The sequence below is a fragment of the Mesorhizobium sp. CNPSo 4684 genome, from assembly GCF_057784315.1.
This window is the reverse complement of the sequence record NZ_JBWLUX010000009.1, coordinates 32,461-50,470: the sequence shown is the minus strand read 5'-3', so window position 1 is coordinate 50,470 and position 18,010 is coordinate 32,461. Positions and strand designations below refer to the sequence as shown.

At 62.5% G+C, this 18,010-nt stretch carries 18 protein-coding genes; 13 read left to right on the top strand and 5 right to left on the bottom strand.

Annotated elements, in window-relative coordinates; translation table 11 throughout:
- The first annotated feature begins 448 nt into the window (after window positions 1–448).
- From leuA to AC04SG_RS10050, 4 genes are all read left to right on the top strand, one after another.
- On the top strand, window positions 449–2,125 hold the full coding sequence (gene leuA, locus AC04SG_RS10065; protein WP_436262050.1) for a 2-isopropylmalate synthase: 1,677 nt from the start codon (window positions 449–451) through the stop codon (window positions 2,123–2,125).
- Between the two features lie 193 nt (window positions 2,126–2,318).
- Entirely contained in the window at window positions 2,319–4,094 is a 1,776-nt protein-coding gene (locus AC04SG_RS10060; protein WP_488550901.1) for a tetratricopeptide repeat protein, read from the top strand.
- A gap of 106 nt (window positions 4,095–4,200) precedes the next feature.
- Window positions 4,201–5,004, top strand: coding sequence for an alpha/beta fold hydrolase (locus AC04SG_RS10055; protein WP_488550900.1), 804 nt, complete (start codon window positions 4,201–4,203; stop codon window positions 5,002–5,004).
- Between the two features lie 84 nt (window positions 5,005–5,088).
- Complete coding sequence (locus AC04SG_RS10050; RefSeq protein WP_488550899.1) at window positions 5,089–5,706, top strand: hypothetical protein; 618 nt, start codon at window positions 5,089–5,091, stop codon at window positions 5,704–5,706.
- On the opposite strand, the gene AC04SG_RS10045 is transcribed toward AC04SG_RS10050, so the two are convergent.
- Window positions 5,696–6,631: a metallophosphoesterase family protein gene (locus AC04SG_RS10045; RefSeq protein ID WP_112561193.1), complete on the bottom strand. Its 936-nt coding sequence runs from the start codon at window positions 6,629–6,631 to the stop codon at window positions 5,696–5,698. The genes AC04SG_RS10050 and AC04SG_RS10045 overlap by 11 nt on opposite strands.
- A 71-nt stretch (window positions 6,632–6,702) precedes the next feature.
- Here AC04SG_RS10045 and AC04SG_RS10040 point away from each other — a divergent pair, with 71 nt between their 5' ends.
- Complete coding sequence (locus AC04SG_RS10040) at window positions 6,703–7,203, top strand: NUDIX domain-containing protein (protein WP_488550898.1); 501 nt, start codon at window positions 6,703–6,705, stop codon at window positions 7,201–7,203.
- Between the two features lie 90 nt (window positions 7,204–7,293).
- Here the strand turns inward: AC04SG_RS10040 and AC04SG_RS10035 are convergent, their stop codons facing one another.
- The gene (locus AC04SG_RS10035; RefSeq protein ID WP_488550897.1) at window positions 7,294–8,280 is read right to left on the bottom strand and encodes a glutathione S-transferase family protein; all 987 of its coding nucleotides are present in this window, start codon (window positions 8,278–8,280) and stop codon (window positions 7,294–7,296) included.
- A 271-nt stretch (window positions 8,281–8,551) separates the two neighbouring features.
- Between AC04SG_RS10035 and AC04SG_RS10030 the strand changes: the two genes are divergently transcribed.
- From AC04SG_RS10030 to AC04SG_RS10005, 6 genes are all read left to right on the top strand, one after another.
- A complete protein-coding gene (locus AC04SG_RS10030; RefSeq protein WP_112561148.1) occupies window positions 8,552–9,088 on the top strand; it encodes a GNAT family N-acetyltransferase in 537 nt (178 codons plus the stop codon).
- A gap of 95 nt (window positions 9,089–9,183) precedes the next feature.
- Window positions 9,184–9,945: a 3-hydroxyacyl-CoA dehydrogenase gene (locus AC04SG_RS10025; RefSeq protein ID WP_488550896.1), complete on the top strand. Its 762-nt coding sequence runs from the start codon at window positions 9,184–9,186 to the stop codon at window positions 9,943–9,945.
- A 6-nt stretch (window positions 9,946–9,951) separates the two neighbouring features.
- Window positions 9,952–11,124 (top strand): CaiB/BaiF CoA transferase family protein, encoded by a 1,173-nt coding sequence (locus AC04SG_RS10020; RefSeq protein ID WP_488550895.1) that lies wholly within the window; start codon window positions 9,952–9,954, stop codon window positions 11,122–11,124.
- 36 nt (window positions 11,125–11,160) lie between these two features.
- Window positions 11,161–11,931 (top strand): HugZ family pyridoxamine 5'-phosphate oxidase, encoded by a 771-nt coding sequence (locus tag AC04SG_RS10015; RefSeq protein WP_488551007.1) that lies wholly within the window; start codon window positions 11,161–11,163, stop codon window positions 11,929–11,931.
- A 149-nt stretch (window positions 11,932–12,080) separates the two neighbouring features.
- On the top strand, window positions 12,081–12,419 hold the full coding sequence (locus tag AC04SG_RS10010; RefSeq protein ID WP_112561151.1) for an ArsR/SmtB family transcription factor: 339 nt from the start codon (window positions 12,081–12,083) through the stop codon (window positions 12,417–12,419).
- 57 nt (window positions 12,420–12,476) lie between these two features.
- On the top strand, window positions 12,477–13,280 hold the full coding sequence (locus tag AC04SG_RS10005) for a TrmH family RNA methyltransferase (RefSeq protein WP_488550894.1): 804 nt from the start codon (window positions 12,477–12,479) through the stop codon (window positions 13,278–13,280).
- 35 nt (window positions 13,281–13,315) lie between these two features.
- On the opposite strand, the gene AC04SG_RS10000 is transcribed toward AC04SG_RS10005, so the two are convergent.
- Both AC04SG_RS10000 and AC04SG_RS09995 read right to left on the bottom strand, forming a co-directional pair.
- On the bottom strand, window positions 13,316–14,467 hold the full coding sequence (locus tag AC04SG_RS10000) for a coiled-coil domain-containing protein (protein ID WP_488550893.1): 1,152 nt from the start codon (window positions 14,465–14,467) through the stop codon (window positions 13,316–13,318).
- 155 nt (window positions 14,468–14,622) lie between these two features.
- Window positions 14,623–15,159 (bottom strand): DUF1134 domain-containing protein, encoded by a 537-nt coding sequence (locus AC04SG_RS09995; RefSeq protein WP_235984549.1) that lies wholly within the window; start codon window positions 15,157–15,159, stop codon window positions 14,623–14,625.
- Between the two features lie 391 nt (window positions 15,160–15,550).
- Here AC04SG_RS09995 and chpT point away from each other — a divergent pair, with 391 nt between their 5' ends.
- Both chpT and AC04SG_RS09985 read left to right on the top strand, forming a co-directional pair.
- A complete protein-coding gene (chpT, locus tag AC04SG_RS09990; protein ID WP_488550892.1) occupies window positions 15,551–16,180 on the top strand; it encodes a histidine phosphotransferase ChpT in 630 nt (209 codons plus the stop codon).
- Between the two features lie 259 nt (window positions 16,181–16,439).
- Window positions 16,440–16,808, top strand: coding sequence for a response regulator transcription factor (locus tag AC04SG_RS09985; protein ID WP_112561197.1), 369 nt, complete (start codon window positions 16,440–16,442; stop codon window positions 16,806–16,808).
- Between the two features lie 84 nt (window positions 16,809–16,892).
- Here the strand turns inward: AC04SG_RS09985 and ctrA are convergent, their stop codons facing one another.
- Entirely contained in the window at window positions 16,893–17,588 is a 696-nt protein-coding gene (ctrA, locus tag AC04SG_RS09980) for a response regulator transcription factor CtrA (protein ID WP_006203583.1), read from the bottom strand.
- Window positions 17,589–18,010 lie beyond the last annotated feature (422 nt).

Here is an 18,010-nt window from a genome sequence, read left to right as displayed (position 1 = left end):
CACAGAAACAAACCAAGTCTGGCGTATTTGCCGCGCGTGGGGAAGAGGTCTGAAACAGGCAGAAATGCGCCTACTTGCCTCTCCATGGCCGCTCCTGTATGAAAACCGCCATGAACACGCGCGCCTCCTCCGTCGCTTCCCGTCCGACCGGCTTTACCGGCGAGACCGTTCGCGCGCTGGCATCGACCCTGCTTCTTCTCGGCCTTATCGGCGATCGCCGGGTTCGCTGAAGGAGCGCCCGGCGGTCGAACCGCCGCTTACGCGCACGCTCCTTGGCCAGTTTCAAAATTGGCAATTCACATCAAGCGAACGAAAATCTGGTAAGGCGCAGCTCGCTCTCAATCCGTCCGAAGACCGATCCGTGGGCCGCCGGGAGAACAAGACGATGAACGCACGAGAAGAGATACGATCCGGCGAAGCCGAAAGCGTAAAAAGCGCGGCCGGCCACATGCCGGGCGCCGCCCGCAAATACCAGCCCTATCCGACAGTCGGCCTCACCGACCGCACCTGGCCCAACAAGGTCATCGACAAGGCGCCGGTCTGGTGCTCGGTTGATTTGCGCGACGGCAACCAGGCGCTAATCGACCCGATGGGCCATGAGCGCAAGGCGCGCATGTTCGGCCTGCTGCTCGACATGGGCTTCAAGGAGATCGAGATCGGTTTCCCCTCGGCCTCGCAGACCGACTTCGATTTCGCCCGCTGGTGCATTGAGCAAGGCAATGTGCCGGCCGATGTCTCGCTGCAGGTGCTGGTACAGTGCCGGCCCGAGCTGATCACCCGCACCTTCGAGGCGCTGAAGGGCGCCACCAACCCGATCGTGCATTTCTACAATTCGACCAGCGAGTTGCAGCGCCGCGTCGTCTTCGAGAAGGACGTCGGCGGCATCAAGCGCATCGCCACCGATGCGGCCAAGATGATCACCGACATGGCGGCGAAGGCCGGCGGCGGTTACCGCTTCGAATATTCGCCGGAGAGCTTTACCGGCACCGAACTCGAAGTCGCGCTGGAGATCTGCAACGCCGTCACCGAGATCGTGAAGCCGACGCCCGACAACAAGCTGATCATCAACCTGCCGTCGACGGTCGAAATGTCGACGCCCAACATCTATGCCGATCGCATCGAATGGATGTGCCGCAACCTCGACAACCGCGAAAACCTGTTGATTTCGCTGCACCCGCACAATGACCGCGGCACCGGCATCGCCACCACCGAGCTCGGCCTGATGGCGGGTGCCGACCGCGTCGAAGGCACGCTGTTCGGCAATGGCGAACGCACCGGCAATGTCGACATCGTCACCCTGGCGCTCAACATGTACACACAAGGCGTCGATCCCCATCTGGATTGCTCCGACATCAACCGGATGAAGGACGTCTACGAATATTCCAACCAGCTGAAGATCCCCGAGCGCCACCCTTACGTCGGCGAACTCGTCTACACCGCCTTTTCCGGCTCGCACCAGGACGCCATCAACAAGGGTATGAAGGCGCTGAAGAAGGCCAATACGCCGGTCTGGGAAGTGCCCTATCTGCCGATCGATCCGGCCGATGTCGGGCGCAGCTACGAAGCGATCATCCGCATCAACTCGCAGTCCGGCAAAGGCGGCATCGCCTATGTGCTGCAGGCCGATTACGGCCTCAACCTGCCGCGCAATCTGCAGATCGAGTTCAGCCAGGAAATCCAGGCGATCACCGACGCGGAAGGCAAGGAGGTGCCGGCCAAGCGCATCCACGACCGCTTCCTCGAGACCTATGTCGACCAGCCCGTCGCGCGGCTCAAATTCCTCGACCATCACACCTATCCCGACACTGAAAAAAAGGGCCGGCGCGTGGTCGAGGCGGTGATCCTCGATAACGGCAAGGAGACGACCATCACCGGATCCGGCACCGGCCCGATCGACGGCTTCGTCGATGCGCTGTCGCGCCATGTCGGCGTCGACATGTCGGTCCTCGACTATTCCGAGCATTCGCTCCAGCGCGGATCGAACGCCTCGGCGATCTCCTATGTCGAGATGGAATATCCCGGCGGCAAGTTGTTCGGAGCCGGCATCAACACCAACATCGTCGCCGCCTCGCTGGAAGCCGTGGTTTCGGCTGCCAACCGTATCATCGGGCGCAAGGCCGGCTGACTTCTCGCCGGGCGCCGTATCCGCGGCGCCCGGAAATGACCCATTTGCCGGGGGGAAATTCCGGTTTTCTCGTGTTAACCATTGGCAATTATCCGGTGCGGTACGCGATCGCATAACATAAGCATGCTTGTATGGACGTGCAGGCTCTATATGATTGCGCCTCAACCTGTGCCGACTTCGAGAGGATCGACACTTGCAGCATGCCACGCCTGCCGCCCCCGCAGTGCGCGAGACACTGGAACGACTACTCGCCAGCGAAACGTTCGGACGCTCCGAGCGCGCACGCAAGTTGCTGCGCTATCTTGTTGAGCGCGAGCAGGCCGGCGAAGCCGACAGGCTCAAGGGTTTCTCCATCGCCATGGACGTCTTCGGCAAGGACGGCGATTTCGATTCGTCGACCGATGCGGTGGTCCGGGTGCAGGCAGGCAGGCTGCGCGAACTTCTCCAGCATTATTTCGCCAATGAGGGCGTAGCCGAACCGGTCCGCATCGCCATTCCGCGCGGCGGCTATGTGCCGTCCTATGAACTCAACGCCATCCGCCTGCCGGATGGGCAGGAGCCGGTGGCGCTGGCGCAGGCGGTAGCCGACTTGCCCGGATCGCCCGAGGACCCCGCTCTTGCCGCGCCCCCGGTTGCCTCGATGGCGTCGGCGGTTGCGGGACCTGGACCTTCCCTGGCGCGCCATCTGCACTTCTTCTGGGGCGCAATGGCGCTGGTCATCCTTATGCTGGGCGTGCTCATCCTGCGCCAGGGCGGCGGCGCATTGCTTGCCAGCAGCGATCCGGCGGCGGTGGTCGAGACGGAGGGCGCAACGAGCAGCATCGCATCGCCGACGGTGGAGGCCCTGCCCCTCGTCTACATCGCCGTGAAGGCCACCGGCCCCGAGGCAGGCCGCGTCGCCGCCTCGCTGCGCGCCGGTCTTGCCGGTTTCGACACAATCGACTTCATCGGCCGCGACGCCGACAGCAAGCGCGACCCGAGCACCGATCCGACCAGTTTCGTTTTCGATGTCCTGCCGGGACCAATGGCAGGTGACGTGACGCTCGAGCTGCAGAGTGTGGCGACCGGGCGCGTGCTTTTGTCCCGCAATCTGACGGTCGCCGACAGTGCGCCTGGTACCGTCGAGGATCGTATCGCCGCCATCCTCAGCTCGACCATTCCCGCCGCCGGCCCGCTCTACAGCTACATCGAACAGAACGGCATTCAGACCGGGCTGACGAGGTGCCTGATCCTCAACGACAGATATTATCTCGACCAGAGCACCAAGACTCATGAGGCCGCCTATCGCTGTCTGGAAAACCTTGCCAGCCAAGGCGCAAAATCGTCGCTCGTTTATTCGGAACTGGCATCGCTCCATCTCGAGGCCGCGACCGATCACTACGCCTATCCGCCTGACGCGACGGTCGAACAGGCGATGTCTTTTGCCCATCGCGCCATCCAGATAGGGCCGACCAGCCCCTATGCGCACCGCGCATACGGTTACCTTTACTCGCGCCTCGGCAACCCCGAGGAGGCGATCCGCTGGATGCGCAAGGCTTATCAGCTCAACCCCTACGACCTCAGCATGGCTGCCGCCTACGGCTATGGCCTGATCTTCGCCGGAAAATATGCCGAGGGAACACCGATCCTGACCCGTGCCGTCGAGACGTTCAGCGGCCACCCGACTTGGTGGGATTACGGGCTCTTCGCCGGGCAGTTCATGCTGGGCGATATGAACAAGGCCGCGATCGCCAGCGAGTCGCTGCGCACGACGGCGATGAAATCGCATTATCTGGCGGCGCGGCTGATCGGCGCCAAGGCTGCCGGCCGCGAGCAGCTGGCTGCCAAGCTTCTGGATGAGCTGACCACCAAATTCCCGAAATTCGCCGCTGACCCGCGTGCGGCCTTCGCCGAGCGGAAATATCCTGCCGACCTGACCGAGCGGCTGGTCGAGGCGTTGCGCGCCGCGGGCCTCGGTAACGCTAGCTAGTATCTTTCCGGATCGCGAAAATTTTACTGGCCATCGGTCTGGACTGGGAGCAATCCAGCCCAATTCGAAATTTCCTGTCCTATCTTGCAATAATCATACATTTTTCATGGTCTCATCCCTCTATGTTGCCGAGCGGGGCGCCGGGCCGAAGACGGTCGTCCTGCTGCATGGCTTCGGCGGTTGCCATGAAATCTGGCGCGAGGTGACCGCGACGCTGGCGCCCGGGATCAGAACACTGGCCTACGATCTTCCGGGACACGGACTGTCGCTCGATTTCCCCGGCAGCGGTCCGGCCAGGACAGCGGCGCGAGCAGTTCTCGCGGATCTCGCCGCACGCGGCATAGCACGGGTGCATGTTGCCGGTCATTCGATGGGCGGTGCGGTAGCCACCCTGATGGCATTGGCCGAACCCGAAACAATAGCCTCGCTGACGCTTCTGGCGCCGGGCGGTTTTGGCCCGGAGATCAATGGGCCGCTGTTGCGTCGCTACGCCGCGGCGGCCGACAGACGCGAAATCCGCACCTGCCTTACCGCCATGTCCGGACCGCAAAGCCCACCGCCGGAGCGCATCGTTGGTGTCCTGGCAGAAGTACGCCGTCGCCCCGGCCAGTTGCGCAAGCTGATCGAGATCGCAACCGTCATGACCAGGGATGAGCGGCAGGGCGTCATCCCCCGCGAACAGCTGGACGCGCTCGACATGCCGGTGATGGTGGTTTGGGGAACGGACGATCCGGTGCTGCCCGTTATCCAGGCTGATGGCCTGCCGACACATTTTCATATCCATCACGTCCTCGATGCCGGCCATATGCTGGTCGAGGAGGCGCCAGGCGTGGTCGCCCAGGCTGTGCGCCGGAACATGGACCGGCGCGGCAGGCGTGTGCGTCCGACACTAGACGCCGCAGCGAGCTGAACCTCACCGTCTTCCGGCATCTCGCCAGTGCATTTTGCAAATGGCTGTGTTAACTCGCTATTAACCATATATTAGCGAGGGATGATGAAGGACTCAGACGAGCAATTCACCTCTTTAACCCCGTCGCGCAAACTGTCCGATGCCGTTCGCGACGTGAAGAACGCCTTTGCCGATCGCGACGATGTCGTGGTCGACATGCGCGAGGCACACCGGATGCGGCTTGAGCTGCTTGCCGCCGAACTCGCCCCGGTCTTTGCCGACGTGCCCGCCGACATGGACAATTTCGACTTCGTCATCTCGTCGGGCCTGCAGCCGCGGCTGTGGATCGACGCCGTCAGCCATGTCGCCATGGGGCGCGACCGCCGCACCTACCGATTCCTCAGGGATACCCGCATCGGCCGCGTCGTGTTGGCCGAATCGACCGATATGAAACCGGTTGCCGATCAGGTCACGCGCTATGTGGCGGAGCGCATCGTCGAGCGTCAGCGTATGATGGAGGGCGGCGTCGAGCCGGCCGTTGCCGGCCTGAACCGCGCCACCGTGCGGGAAGCCGAACCACCCTTGCAAGCAACCGCGCCCGGCAAGCGCTGGTCGGCCTTCCTGTCCGGCCTCGGCCTGATCGCCGCCGGCGCGCTGGTGGGGCTGGCGGTGGCGGCCGCGCTGTTCTGGGATCGCTTGATGACGATGAAAATCAGCTTCTGACCAGCGGTTTGGATGCCTCGGCATCCACGCCGAGTTCCACCACCTGGAGGTCGGATGGCGGTATGGCCGGTCCGGTCAGGCCGCGACGCGTCAGCCGGATCCGCCAGTTGCCCTTTTCGCCGTCGATGTCGAGCAGATTGTACTGTGCCGCCGGGTTCTTGCCGCCGGGCGATTGCCCGGCAGCGGCGACGCCGACAACCGGAATCCTGGTGCCGCGTCCGCCGATGAAGAACAGCGACGGCAGGTGCGAATGACCGTGCAGTACAAGCTCGGCGCCGTGCCGGTGAACGGTCTTGTGGAAGCGGGATATGCCAAACAGGCGCTTTTGCTGGGTGACGGCGCCGCGCACCGGCGGATGATGGATCATGATCACCCGCAACAGGCCGCGTTTGGCGGTGGCGTCGAGCATCGAGGCCAACCTTTGCGCCTGACCTTCGAGGAAGAAGCCGTTGGCCATGAACGGCGCCGTGGCGCGCGCCGTCGAGACGCCGATCAGCGCGACGTTGCCGCGCACGCGCAGATAGGGAAAAGTGTTGCGGTCGATTGGTGTGGTGACGCCGTCGCCGCTCATCCACGCCGCCCAGGAGCGGCAGACCTTGTCGAAGGCGCCCGGCACATAGGCGTCGTGATTGCCCGGCACCACCGAAACATCCTCCGGAGGGCCTAGCGTCTCCAGCCAGTGCTTTGCCATTTCGATCTCGCCGTCCAGCGCCAGATTGACCAGATCGCCGGTGACGGCGAGGTGGTCGGGACCGCTCGCCTTCATGTCGGCGACGATGGTGTCGATGACGGCATCGTGCATATGGCGGCGGCGGTTGCGCTGCCAGTTGACATAGCCGACCACGCGCTTGGACGCGAGTTCGCGATAGGTTACACCGGGAAGTGGCCCCAGATGGACATCGGAAATATGCGCGAGCCTGAACATCCTTCCTTCATAGGCGACGCGCCCACCGCTTTCCACTCACTGTTTCCTGTCTGCTTACGGTTTCGCTAGCGATGGCGATATCGGATCCGGAGCAGGCGTTTCGCCAGACCAGTTGGGCCGGCTTCAGGGCAAGGTTGTTCCATCTCTATTTCCTGCTGCGGCGGCCAATGACGCTTGGTGTGCGCGGCCTGATCCACGATCGCGCGTCGAACTCAGTCTTCCTCATCCGCCACACTTACGTTCCCGGCTGGCAATTGCCGGGCGGTGGCGTCGAACTGGGTGAAACGCTTGGCGAAGCGCTGACGCGGGAATTGGCCGAGGAAGGCAACATCGCGCTCACCGCCCCGCCGGTGCTGAAATCAATGCATTTCAACTGCCGCTCCAGCCGCCGCGACCATGTCGCCTTCTACCTGATCGAGAGCTTCAGCCAGACGGCGCCGAAACTGCCGGACCACGAGATCGCCGAAGCCGGCTTCTTCCCGCTTGATCATCTGCCCGAGGGCACGACGCCCGCGACGTTGCGGCGGATCGCTGAGGTTTTTGGTGGGGACCCGGCATCGCCGCACTGGTAGGCCAGAGTTCTCCCACAGCATTAGCTGCTGCGATAACTCTCGCTGCTGAAATCGCAACGTAGTGCGCCATGCGCTCGATTGGATTTGGCGTCAGGCCGCCTTCCTGAACCGCGCCCGGTCATGCGGCGCGGCGTAGTCGAGCTCCGGGCCGACCGGCACGATGCGCGTCGGGTTGATGCTCTCGTGGCTGCCGTAATAATGCGTCTTGATGTGGTGCAGGTTCACCGTGCCGGCGACGCCGGGCACCTGGTAGAGATCGCGCAGATAGTTCGACAGGTTCGGATAGTCGGCGATGCGGCGCAGATTGCATTTGAAATGGCCGACATAGACCGGGTCGAAACGCACCAGCGTCGTGAACAGCCGCCAATCCGCCTCGGTGATGCGCTCGCCGGTGAGATAGCGCTGTTTTGACAGCCTCTCCTCCAGCGTGTCGAGTGCCGAGAACAACTCTGCAAAGGCTTCTTCATAGGCTGCTTGCGTGGTGGCAAAGCCGGCCCGGTAGACGCCGTTGTTGATGGCCGGATAAACCAGCGCATTGACCTTGTCGATCTCGCCGCGCAGCGCCGGCGGATAGAAATCGACGCTGGCATCGCCCCATGCGTCGAAGGCGGAATTGAGCATGCGGATGATCTCGGCGGATTCGTTGGAGACGATGGTCTGTTCCTTTTTGTCCCACAGCACCGGCACCGACGCCCGGCCCGAATAGGCGGGATCGGCTTTGGTGTAGATCTGATGCAGGAAATCGAGGCCGTAAACCGTGTCGCCGGTGGCCCCCTCCTCGGCCAGAAAAGTCCAGCCGTGGGCACCGAGGAAATGATGCACGACCGAAACCGAGATGATCCCTTCGAGCTTCTTCAGCGCGCGAAAAATCAGCGTGCGGTGCGCCCACGGACAGGCGAGCGAGACGTAAAGATGGTAACGGCCCGGTTCGGCCTTGAAGCCGCGCGTACGGCCTTTAGCCGGCGAGCCATCACGCGTGATCCAGTCACGCCACTGGGCCTCGGCGCGGATGAACCTACCGCCGCTATCGACCTTGACCGGGTGGTCCTGCCATCTGCCTTCGACCAGCAAACCCATGCGAAATCTCCTTGCCTGCCTTGGCCAATGTAGGCGCAAAGCGGCAATGTCGAAGTCGTCATCTGCTGAACAGAGCGTCACTCGTCCGAAATGCCTGATAAAAGCGACCGATTGCAGCGGCCGAAAAATGATGCTAGCGGACACTCCGCATGTTCGACTTTGCCTCGATACGGTTTGACCGACGACGAAAGGGCGCCCGCGCTTAGAAAGCGCTGACTGGCGAACGCTGCCGCTTGCAGCAACCTTCCTCGTATATCGGACCGCGAAGACCATGAGCCTTGCCGACGTGAAATACCTGCCGGAAACTCCGGCGCATGACCCCGAAATCGAAGCCATCAACGACGAAGCCTTCGGCCCCGGCCGCTTCGTGCTGGCCGCCTACAAGATCCGCGAGGCCGGCGGCCACGAGCGCTCGCTGTCCTTCGTCGCCGTGGACGGTGACATCGTCGTTGCTTCGGTGCGCATGACCCGCATTGCCGCCGGCGCCGGCCGCGCGCTGATGCTCGGGCCGCTTGCCGTGCGCCCTGCGTTCAAGAATCTCGGCATCGGCCGCCGGCTGGTGGCGATCGCGCTGGAAGCGGCTGCCAAGGCTGGCGCGCCGGCGGTGATCCTTGTCGGCGACGAGCCCTATTACGGCCCGCTCGGCTTCAGGAAGATCCCGCGCGGCCAGATCTCCATGCCACGCCCGGTCGACCTCGACCGGCTGCTGTCGCACGAGATCGTGCCTGGCGCCGTGGCGCGTCTTTCCGGCGAAGTCTGCCATGCCAGCGTCGCCAGGATTGCCGAGCCCGCGCCGGCGATGGCCTGATTGCCCGGCCGATCGAGACGTCTCGATGGACCGGTCAGGTTGCACCATGCCAGCGACCTTCGTAGCATGATCCGGAAAAGCAGGGAGGACGCGGCATGAACCCGAACGGCCAGATTGCGATCGTAACCGGTGGCGGCTCCGGACTCGGCGAGGCAACCGCCCGCGCGCTGGCCGACAAGGGCGCCCGCGTCGCGATTTTCGATATCGGCATCGACCGGGCGGCGAAAGTGGCGGGCGACATTGGCGGCACCGCCATCCAGTGTGACGTCAGCAGCGCCGACAGCGGTGCGGCCGCGGTCGCCGAAGTGGAAAAAAGGCTTGGGCCGGCGCGCATCCTGGTGAACTGCGCCGGCATTGCCATCGGCGTGAAGACCATCGGCAAGGATGGTCCGCACCCGCTCGACCAATATCGCAAGGTGATCGAGATCAACTTGATCGGCACCTTCAACATGATCCGCCTCGTCGCGGATCGCGCCGCCAAGCTCGAGCCGTTGCAGGGCGGCGAGCGCGGCGTCATCGTCAACACGGCGTCGGTCGCCGCCTATGACGGCCAGATCGGCCAGGCCGCCTACGCCGCCTCCAAGGGCGGCGTCGTCGGCATGACGCTGCCGGTCGCCCGCGATCTCGCCCGCTTCGGCATTCGCGTCTGCACCATCGCGCCCGGCATCTTCAAGACGCCGATGATGGCCGGCATGCCGCAGGAGGTGCAGGATTCGCTTGGTGCGGCCGTGCCGTTCCCGTCTCGCCTCGGCGAACCGTCCGAATATGCGGCGCTCGCCCTGCATATCGTCGAAAACCAGATGCTCAACGGCGAGACCATCCGCCTCGACGGGGCGATCCGTATGGCGCCGAAATAGACGGCCATGGCGGCCGGCGCAGCCGCAGTGAAGACCGGCCCCCTGGCCGGCCTGAAAGTCATCGAGATGGCCGGGCTCGGCCCGGTGCCGCTGGCCGGGCTGATGCTGTCGGAGATGGGCGCCGAGGTGCTGCGCATCGAGCGCAGCGGGTCGGACCAACCCCTGCTGCCGCTCTCCGATGAGTACAATCTCGACCGTCACGGCCGTTCCATCCTGCGTGTCGATCTCAAGCAATCACAAGGCATCGAGCTGGTGCTGGATCTCGTCGAACGGGCCGATCTGCTGGTCGAGGGCTTTCGTCCCGGCGTCATGGAGCGGCTCGGTCTCGGCCCGGATGCTGCATTGGCGCGCAACAAGGCGCTGATCTACGGCCGCGTGACCGGCTTCGGCCAGGACGGGCCGCTCGCAGGCCGCGCTGGCCACGATATCACCTACCTCGCCTATTCCGGTGTGCTGCATGCCATCGGCCGGGAGGAAAGCCGGCCGGTACCGCCGCTGAATCTGATCGCCGACAATGGCGGCGGCGCCATGATGCTGATCGCCGGCGTGCTAGCAGCGCTGTTTGAGCGTTCGCGCTCCGGCAAGGGCCAGGTGGTCGACGCGGCAATGGTCGAGGGCGCTTCGATGCTGACGGCGCCCATACACGCCTTCATGGCGGCAGGCCTGTGGAGCGACAGGCGCGGCGCCAACCTGCTCGATTCCGGCGCCCCCTTTTACGATACTTATGAAACGGCGGACGGACGCCACGTCGCGGTCGGCTGCCTTGAGCCGCGCTTCTTCGCCGAATTCGCCAGGTTGCTGCCGCTGGGCGAGCATTTTGTCCGCGGCCAGTACGACAAGGCGTTGTGGCCGGACATGCGCGCCACCTTCGCCGACCGGTTCCGGCTGAAGACGCGCGACGACTGGGCCGGTCTGTTTGAGGGCACCGACGCTTGCGTCGCGCCGGTTTTGTCGCTTGCGGAGGCCAGGAACCATCCGCACAATCGTGCTCGTCACGCATTTGTGAAGACGGGCAGGTTCGAACGCCCGGCACCTGCGCCGCGCTTTTCCGCCTCGCAGCCGACGCTTGCCGCCATGCCGGATGATGACGACCAGCGGCCGCAAAATGTGCTGGCGCGCTTCGGCTTTTCGGCAGATGAGATCACAGCGCTTGTCAAATCCGGTCTGATTGGCCAATAACTGGATGAAGAAAATCAACTTAACCCGGTGAGCATTTTGAACGAGCCGAAGAAGGACGTCATTCGCGCGACGGACGCCGAGGCGGTCAGGCTGGCAACAACCTTGATCCGCAGCGCCCGCTTCGGCGCCCTGGCGGTCATCGAGCCCTCGACCGGTTCGCCGCTGGCCTCCAGGGTCGGTGTCGCCACCGACACCGATGGCACGCCGCTGATCCTTGTCTCGGCGCTCTCCGCCCACACCGGGGCGATGCTTGCCGAGCCGCGTTGCTCGCTGCTTGTCGGTGAGCCCGGCAAGGGCGATCCGCTGGCACACCCAAGGATAACACTGGTTTGCCAGGCCCAGCCGCTTGAGCGCGGATCGAGCGCGCATGCCCGCGCCGAGCGGCGCTATCTCAATCACAATCCCAGGGCTAAGCTCTATTCCGGGCTCGGCGATTTCTCGATCTTCCGGCTCGAGCCGGAGCGCGCCAGCCTGAATGCCGGTTTCGGCAAGGCCTATCTGCTGGGCCGTGCCGATCTCATCACCGATGGGCCGATCGTCGAGGAGCTGGCCGCCAGCGAACAGTCCGCCCTCGATCACATGAATGCCGACCATCTCGACGCAATCGCTGTCTATGCGCATCATTTTGCCAAGGCCGAAGGTGATGGCTGGACCATGACCGGCTTCGATGCCGAGGGCATGGATCTGGCATCGGGCGACGCCGTTTGCAGGGTCTATTTTCCGCAACCATTGAAGACCGCGCGCGACCTGCGAGCAGTTCTTGTCGACATGGCCAAGACCGGACGTATGCCGGCTACGCAAGGATAATCGTCATGAATCAAAAGCATGTCTTGAGATTTGGGCGAAATGATCTACGATTCATACGACGCTGAATCAGCAGCGTGATCCACAGCTGAATTATAGCACCCAACGCTATTTGCCCCCATAGCGTTCGGATGAGCAGGGAAACATGGGGCATGGTCTCTACCAAATTAATCGCCAATGCCGAATCGGCGGCGACATTTCTGACCCTTATGGGCAACGAAAAGCGGCTTTTGATCATGAGCTATCTGGCCGACGGTGAGATGTCGGTCGGCGCCATCGCCGAAAAGGTGATGCTCAGTCAGTCCGCTTTGTCGCAACATCTGGCCAAGCTCAGGGCGCTCGATCTTGTCGAGACCCGCCGCGACCGGCAGATGATCTACTATTCCTGCAAGTCGGACGCCGTGCGCGAGCTGTTGCGCATGCTGGACGGCATTTTCGGGATCGGCGACTTGTCCCAGATGGCAACGCGTCTGCGCCGCGCCGGGACTTGACCTGCGGCTCCGATCGCTCCTTACCTCGCTGACGATTTTTCGCCGGCCGAGGTATTGATGGGTCCGATCCAGATCGACGACGCGCGCGATCCGCGGGTCGCCGCCTATCTCGACATCCGCGAACGCGATCTCACCGGCCGCCATGGCCGGTTCGTCGCTGAAGGCAAGGTGGTGCTGGACGTCCTGCTGTCAGCCGGACGCTTCGCCGCCGAGTCGATCCTGGTTCTGGAAAACCGGCTGGCCGGGCTCGACGACATCCTGCGCAAGGCCCCTGCCGACCTGCCGGTTTACGTGGCGACAAGCGACATCATGGACAGGATCGCCGGCTTCAACATGCATCGCGGCATATTGGCGATCGGCAGCAAGGGCACCCCGCAGCCCGCAGAGGCCCTGCTCGACACCTTGCCTGCCGACGCGCTGATCGTCGTGCTCATCGGCATCGCCAACCATGACAATATGGGATCGATCTTCCGCAACGCTGCCGCCTTCGGCGCCGATGCCGTATTTATCGACGCCACCTGTTGCGATCCGCTGTATCGCAAGGCGATCCGCGTCTCCGTCGGCGCAGCGCTGAAAGTTCCCTTCGCCTCCTTCAGCCACACTGAAGCTTTCATCGCGAAGCTCGACGAGTTGGGCTTCGGCCAGGTCGCTCTATCGCCGCGCGGTGAGGCTGACATTCGCAATGCCGCGAGACCGAAACGACTGGCGCTCTATCTCGGCACCGAAGGCGAAGGCCTGCCCGAGAGGCTGCTTGACCGGCTGCGGACGGTGAGGATTGCGATGTCTGAAGGGTTCGACAGCCTGAATGTCGCTGCAGCCTCAGCCATCGCGTTGCATCATTTTTCACTGCCAATTCGGTAGCCGCCCAGGATTTTTGAAAGCCAGCGGCCTGAAGCTCAGCCCGCCGAATCTGCCTTTTGCAGCGCCCGCACGCGATCGGCGAGGCTGATGGTTCCCGATCGCGCTTCTTGCGGCGCAGCCAACGCCTTGGTGATCGGCGAATCGGGTCCTTCAAGCTTGGCGGTCAGGCTGACGACCTCTGCCGCGAGCGTGTTCATCTGTTCGCGCAACGCATCACCGGCGCTGGGCCCGTCGTCGCCATTTCTCGTGGTCTCGGAACCACCAAGCTCCGTCTTCAGCCGCTTGTTCTCACGGGCCAGCGTCGTCAGCCTGGCTTCCAGCCGCTCGCGATCGCCTTCGAGCTTGGCTAGCACCGTGTCGACGTCGTTGTTACCAGCGGGGGCATTGTCCTGCGCGCCAACAAGGCCAGCAGCCACGGCGCCTCCCGCAGCCTCGCCCTTCAACCGTTCGCGAAGCCGCACCAGTTCCCTTTCGCGGCGATCGAGCTTGTCCTCGCGATCGGCAAGCGTGGCGAGCAGGCGCTCGAGCTTCTTCTCGAGATCGGCGGTTCTCTTCTTCTCGGCTTTCAGAGAATCGCGCGTTGCCTTGCTCTCGGCGACGACTTCCTGATGGCGCTTCTCGGCTTCCTTGCGCTGGCCGCGCAGCACCGAAATGTCGTTGGCAAACTTTTCCAGCTCCGATTCCCGCGCCACCAGTTCGATCTGACGATTGCTAGAGGAGAAGGAGGCGTCGTCATACATGTGCTCGAGCTTTTCGAGCTCAAGCGCGCGCTTCTCCATCATGCGTTCGGCCTGCACCAGCTTGTCCGTCAGCTGCTGTATCTGCTGCTCGCGATGCAGGAGCAATTCGTTTTTTTCTCCGAGCTCGGTAAGCGCCTGCTTCTTGTCCTTGCGCTCGACCGCCAGGCCTTTCAGCGCCTCGCGCCCGCGGCTGATTTCGACGAGTTGCTCATTGGCCTGCTCACGCAGCGTCTTGACGCTGATTTCGAGCCGGCGCGTCGTCATGGCGAACTCGGCCCGCAAGCTGTCCTTGTCGGCCTGGATCTCGGCCAGCGTTCGCGGCACCGACGCCTCGACACGCCTGCGCGTCAGCGCGACCGCCCTCCGCCAGATGGCCGGCGCAACCAGCAGCGCCAGAAAGCCGGCGCACAGAAAGCCGAGGGCGAAGAACAGGATCGATTGAACCAAGGTGACTACCCGTTACAGGCGGGCCGCTAGCCGACAACCGCCAAGTCTGGACTTTGCCATGTTCGCATGACGCAAATCCAGCGCTGCGGCAAGAGTATGCCGCAGCTTGATCGGGTCAGAACCTGTTGATCGGGCCGACCTGTGGTCGGAATCGCTCAGAAGGGATTCCAGGTCGGCCTCTGCGTCAGCTTCAGATAGCCGAGATTGACGCCAAGCCGGGCGCCGACGCCGGTGCGGATCGGCACCAGCAGCACCCTGTTGTTCTGCAGCACGTTGAAGCCGACGCCGGCCACGACATAGGCGGAGCCGGCGACGCCGCCGAACCGGTTGTAGAGATTGCTGACGTCGTCGAGATTGTAGACGAGCATCATCACCCGCGATCCCTCGCCGCCGAAATCCCAGCCGAGCGACGGACCTTGCCAGAACACCTTATGGTCGCCGGCATTCTTGGTGTAGAGCGTGCCTTCGCCGTAGGTCAGGCCCCCGATCACCGCGCCAGAACCCTCTTCGCCGAGCAGATAGCCATTGGGCAGGCCGTAGGAGGCAAAAATCTTCTCGACGACGGTGGCGAGACCGCCCGACGTCGCGCCGAAGAACTTGTGGCCGGAATCGACGATCTCCTGAGCGGTGTATTCCTGCGCCCGCGACGCAGAGGTTGAGAAGGCGAGCGCGCCCATGAGGGCAATCGCCATGAAGAAGACACGGACAAAGGTCCGGTCGTAGAATCGGGAAACCATGCTTCCAATCTCCGTCAGGGAGCACTTTCGCCGACGCCTCGCACCCCGTCCGGCTCTTTAGGCGGCCGTTAAGGATGACTGTTACGGGCAAACTATGCCGTAATCCTTTTTCAACCATTAACCTTCCACATGAACATGGCGGTTCGAAGGCTGTCTGACCGTCTGTGCGGGCTCCCATCCTGTGCAAACACGCCATTTTTGCTGACGAGAATTGTGGATTTGTTGCTGCACGCTCGGGCGCTGTGTATTCAGAAGCGCTGGGGAAAGAGCGTGATTCGGGTGGGTGAGGCGCGGCGGTCGCTCGCGTGGCCACCAGGATATGAATTTTTTGCAGGGATTTTCGCCGATGGCCGAGCTTTTCTCTCTCTCCGCACCCGATCTCGCAGCCTTGTTGTGCAGCCGCGTCTGCCACGACATCATTTCGCCGGTTGGGGCCATCAACAATGGCCTTGAACTCCTCGACGAGGGCGGCGCCGACGAAGACGCCATGAAGCTGATTCGCCAGAGCGCCAAAAACGCTTCGGCACGCCTGCAGTTCGCCCGCATCGCCTTCGGCGCCGCAGGTTCGGCCGGCATGATGATCGACACCGGCGATGCCGAGTCCGTCGCCATCGCGTTCCTGAAGAACGAGAAGCCGGAACTGGTCTGGAACGGCGTTCGCGCCCTGCTGCCCAAGAACAAGGTCAAGCTGCTGCTCAATTTGCTGCTCGTCGCCAACGCCGCCATCCCGCGCGGCGGCAAGCTGGTGGTTACACTGGAAAACCTCGACACCGAGCCGCGCTTTGCGCTTGCGGCAAGCGGCCCGATGCTGCGCGTGCCGCCAAAATTCCTCGAACTCCATTCCGGCAACAAGCCCGAGGAGCCGATCGACGCCCATTCGGTCCAGCCTTATTACACGCTGCTTCTTGCGCGTGAGGCCAACATGACGATCTCGATCCACGCGACCGCCGACGAGATCGTGCTGTCCGCGGTCTGACGAGCCGAAGTCGTTTCCGGCTCGGCCGACAGCCAAGAACAAGTCAAGTATCTTTTCCCGCTGATATTTGCGGGCTTGGCCGAAATTCAGAACAACCAAGTTTCTTCGTCGGCGACGCGTCCGCTGACACGGCGCGCAAACGACATTTTTGCAAAAAAATTTACCTAACGGCTTTTCGGCTTCTTTACCAGATCGGCCTAAGGTGCATCCCGATACCCCGGATGCCGCCGGTTCGCCCCAAGGCAAAGAGGACCCGGAAATGAAGCGCTGCATGTTTGTTGACGATTCGAGTGTGATCAGGAAGGTCGCAAAACGGATTCTTGGCGGCTCCGACATGGTGGTGATCGAAGCGGCCACCGGACACGACGCGGTCGAGATGTGCGCCGCCGAGATGCCCGATGTGATTGTCGTCGACGGCGCATTGCCGGACATGCAGGCGGTCGATGTCATCCGCCGGGTCCGCGCCATGGAAAGCGCGATCAAGCCGCAGATCCTGATTTCGTTGGTCGAAGTCGATGTCGCTTCGATCATGAAGGCAAAGCGCGCCGGCGCCCAGGGCTATCTCTTGAAGCCGTTCAACCGGCCGCAACTGCTCGAACGCTTTCGTACCCTGAAGATCGCCGCCTGATTCGGCTCGTGCTCGAACGGAAGGGACAGCAAAAAACCCGGCCTGAGCCGGGTTTTTTGCATTGAATTCAATCAGATGATTCGGTCAGGCGCTGACGCGGATGTCTTCCGGCTCGCGCAGCACATAGCCACGGCCCCAGACCGTTTCGATGTAGTTCTGGCCACCGGACGCAGCGTCGAGCTTCTTGCGCAGCTTGCAGATGAAGACGTCGATGATCTTCAGTTCCGGTTCGTCCATACCGCCATAGAGGTGGTTGAGGAACATTTCCTTGGTCAGCGTGGTGCCCTTGCGCAGCGAGAGCAGCTCCAGCATCTGGTATTCCTTGCCGGTCAGATGCACGCGCTGGCCACCGACTTCGACGGTCTTGGCATCGAGATTGACCACCAGGTCGCCGGTGGTGATGACCGACTGGGCATGGCCCTTGGAGCGGCGCACGATGGCGTGAATGCGGGCGACCAGCTCGTCCTTGTGGAACGGCTTGGTCATATAGTCGTCCGCGCCGAAGCCGAGGCCGCGCACCTTGTCCTCGATGCCGGCCATGCCGGACAGGATCAGGATTGGCGTCTTCACCTTGGAGAGGCGAAGTGTCCGCAAGACTTCGTAGCCTGACATGTCGGGAAGGTTGAGATCGAGAAGAATGATATCGTAATCATAAAGTTTTCCGAGATCGACGCCTTCTTCGCCGAGGTCGGTCGTATAAACATTAAAACTCTCGGATTTGAGCATCAGCTCGATGCTCTGAGCGGTTGCACTGTCGTCTTCTATCAGCAGAACGCGCATTTCATTCCCCTTTTCTGCCGCCGGACCAGTCACGACCCATCCGGGACCGGAGCAGTGATTGCCTGAACAGAAGGCTGCCATCGAATGGTTAACAAAACCTAATTCCGCACCCAGAACGGTACCAGATTTTTTAACCGCTTTCTACACCCTCTTGAATCTAATGATGAATCACAGAACCAAATCGCTAATGCAACACATTAATAAGTTGGACTAAGTGACTCAAGGGACTCGCTGGCCGGCTTCCGTATCGGGAGCCGGAATTTTTACCCGGCCTTAAGTCCTCGCCCGTATGATTAACAATGCCCGTAAACGAATGGTTACCGCCGGCAAAAAACTTTAGGAATTTGTTTCCCATAGTTCGGGGAATGCCGGTGGATACGGGTGTCGCCAGGCCCTGGCGAGCGGATTGGACGATATGTGCA

Excerpts from the sequence above, each read along its gene's own strand:
- leuA (WP_436262050.1), top strand. The coding sequence starts at position 449 with ATGCCGGGCGCCGCCCGCAAATACCAGCCCTATCCGACAGTCGGCCTC.
- AC04SG_RS10055 (WP_488550900.1), top strand. The coding sequence starts at position 4,201 with ATGGTCTCATCCCTCTATGTTGCCGAGCGGGGCGCCGGGCCGAAGACG.
- AC04SG_RS10050 (WP_488550899.1), top strand. The coding sequence starts at position 5,089 with ATGAAGGACTCAGACGAGCAATTCACCTCTTTAACCCCGTCGCGCAAA.
- AC04SG_RS10045 (WP_112561193.1), bottom strand. The coding sequence starts at position 6,631 with ATGTTCAGGCTCGCGCATATTTCCGATGTCCATCTGGGGCCACTTCCC.
- AC04SG_RS10040 (WP_488550898.1), top strand. The coding sequence starts at position 6,703 with ATGGCGATATCGGATCCGGAGCAGGCGTTTCGCCAGACCAGTTGGGCC.
- AC04SG_RS10035 (WP_488550897.1), bottom strand. The coding sequence starts at position 8,280 with ATGGGTTTGCTGGTCGAAGGCAGATGGCAGGACCACCCGGTCAAGGTC.
- AC04SG_RS10030 (WP_112561148.1), top strand. The coding sequence starts at position 8,552 with ATGAGCCTTGCCGACGTGAAATACCTGCCGGAAACTCCGGCGCATGAC.
- AC04SG_RS10025 (WP_488550896.1), top strand. The coding sequence starts at position 9,184 with ATGAACCCGAACGGCCAGATTGCGATCGTAACCGGTGGCGGCTCCGGA.
- AC04SG_RS10020 (WP_488550895.1), top strand. The coding sequence starts at position 9,952 with ATGGCGGCCGGCGCAGCCGCAGTGAAGACCGGCCCCCTGGCCGGCCTG.
- AC04SG_RS10010 (WP_112561151.1), top strand. The coding sequence starts at position 12,081 with ATGGTCTCTACCAAATTAATCGCCAATGCCGAATCGGCGGCGACATTT.
- AC04SG_RS10005 (WP_488550894.1), top strand. The coding sequence starts at position 12,477 with ATGGGTCCGATCCAGATCGACGACGCGCGCGATCCGCGGGTCGCCGCC.
- AC04SG_RS09995 (WP_235984549.1), bottom strand. The coding sequence starts at position 15,159 with ATGGCGATTGCCCTCATGGGCGCGCTCGCCTTCTCAACCTCTGCGTCG.
- chpT (WP_488550892.1), top strand. The coding sequence starts at position 15,551 with ATGGCCGAGCTTTTCTCTCTCTCCGCACCCGATCTCGCAGCCTTGTTG.
- AC04SG_RS09985 (WP_112561197.1), top strand. The coding sequence starts at position 16,440 with ATGAAGCGCTGCATGTTTGTTGACGATTCGAGTGTGATCAGGAAGGTC.
- ctrA (WP_006203583.1), bottom strand. The coding sequence starts at position 17,588 with ATGCGCGTTCTGCTGATAGAAGACGACAGTGCAACCGCTCAGAGCATC.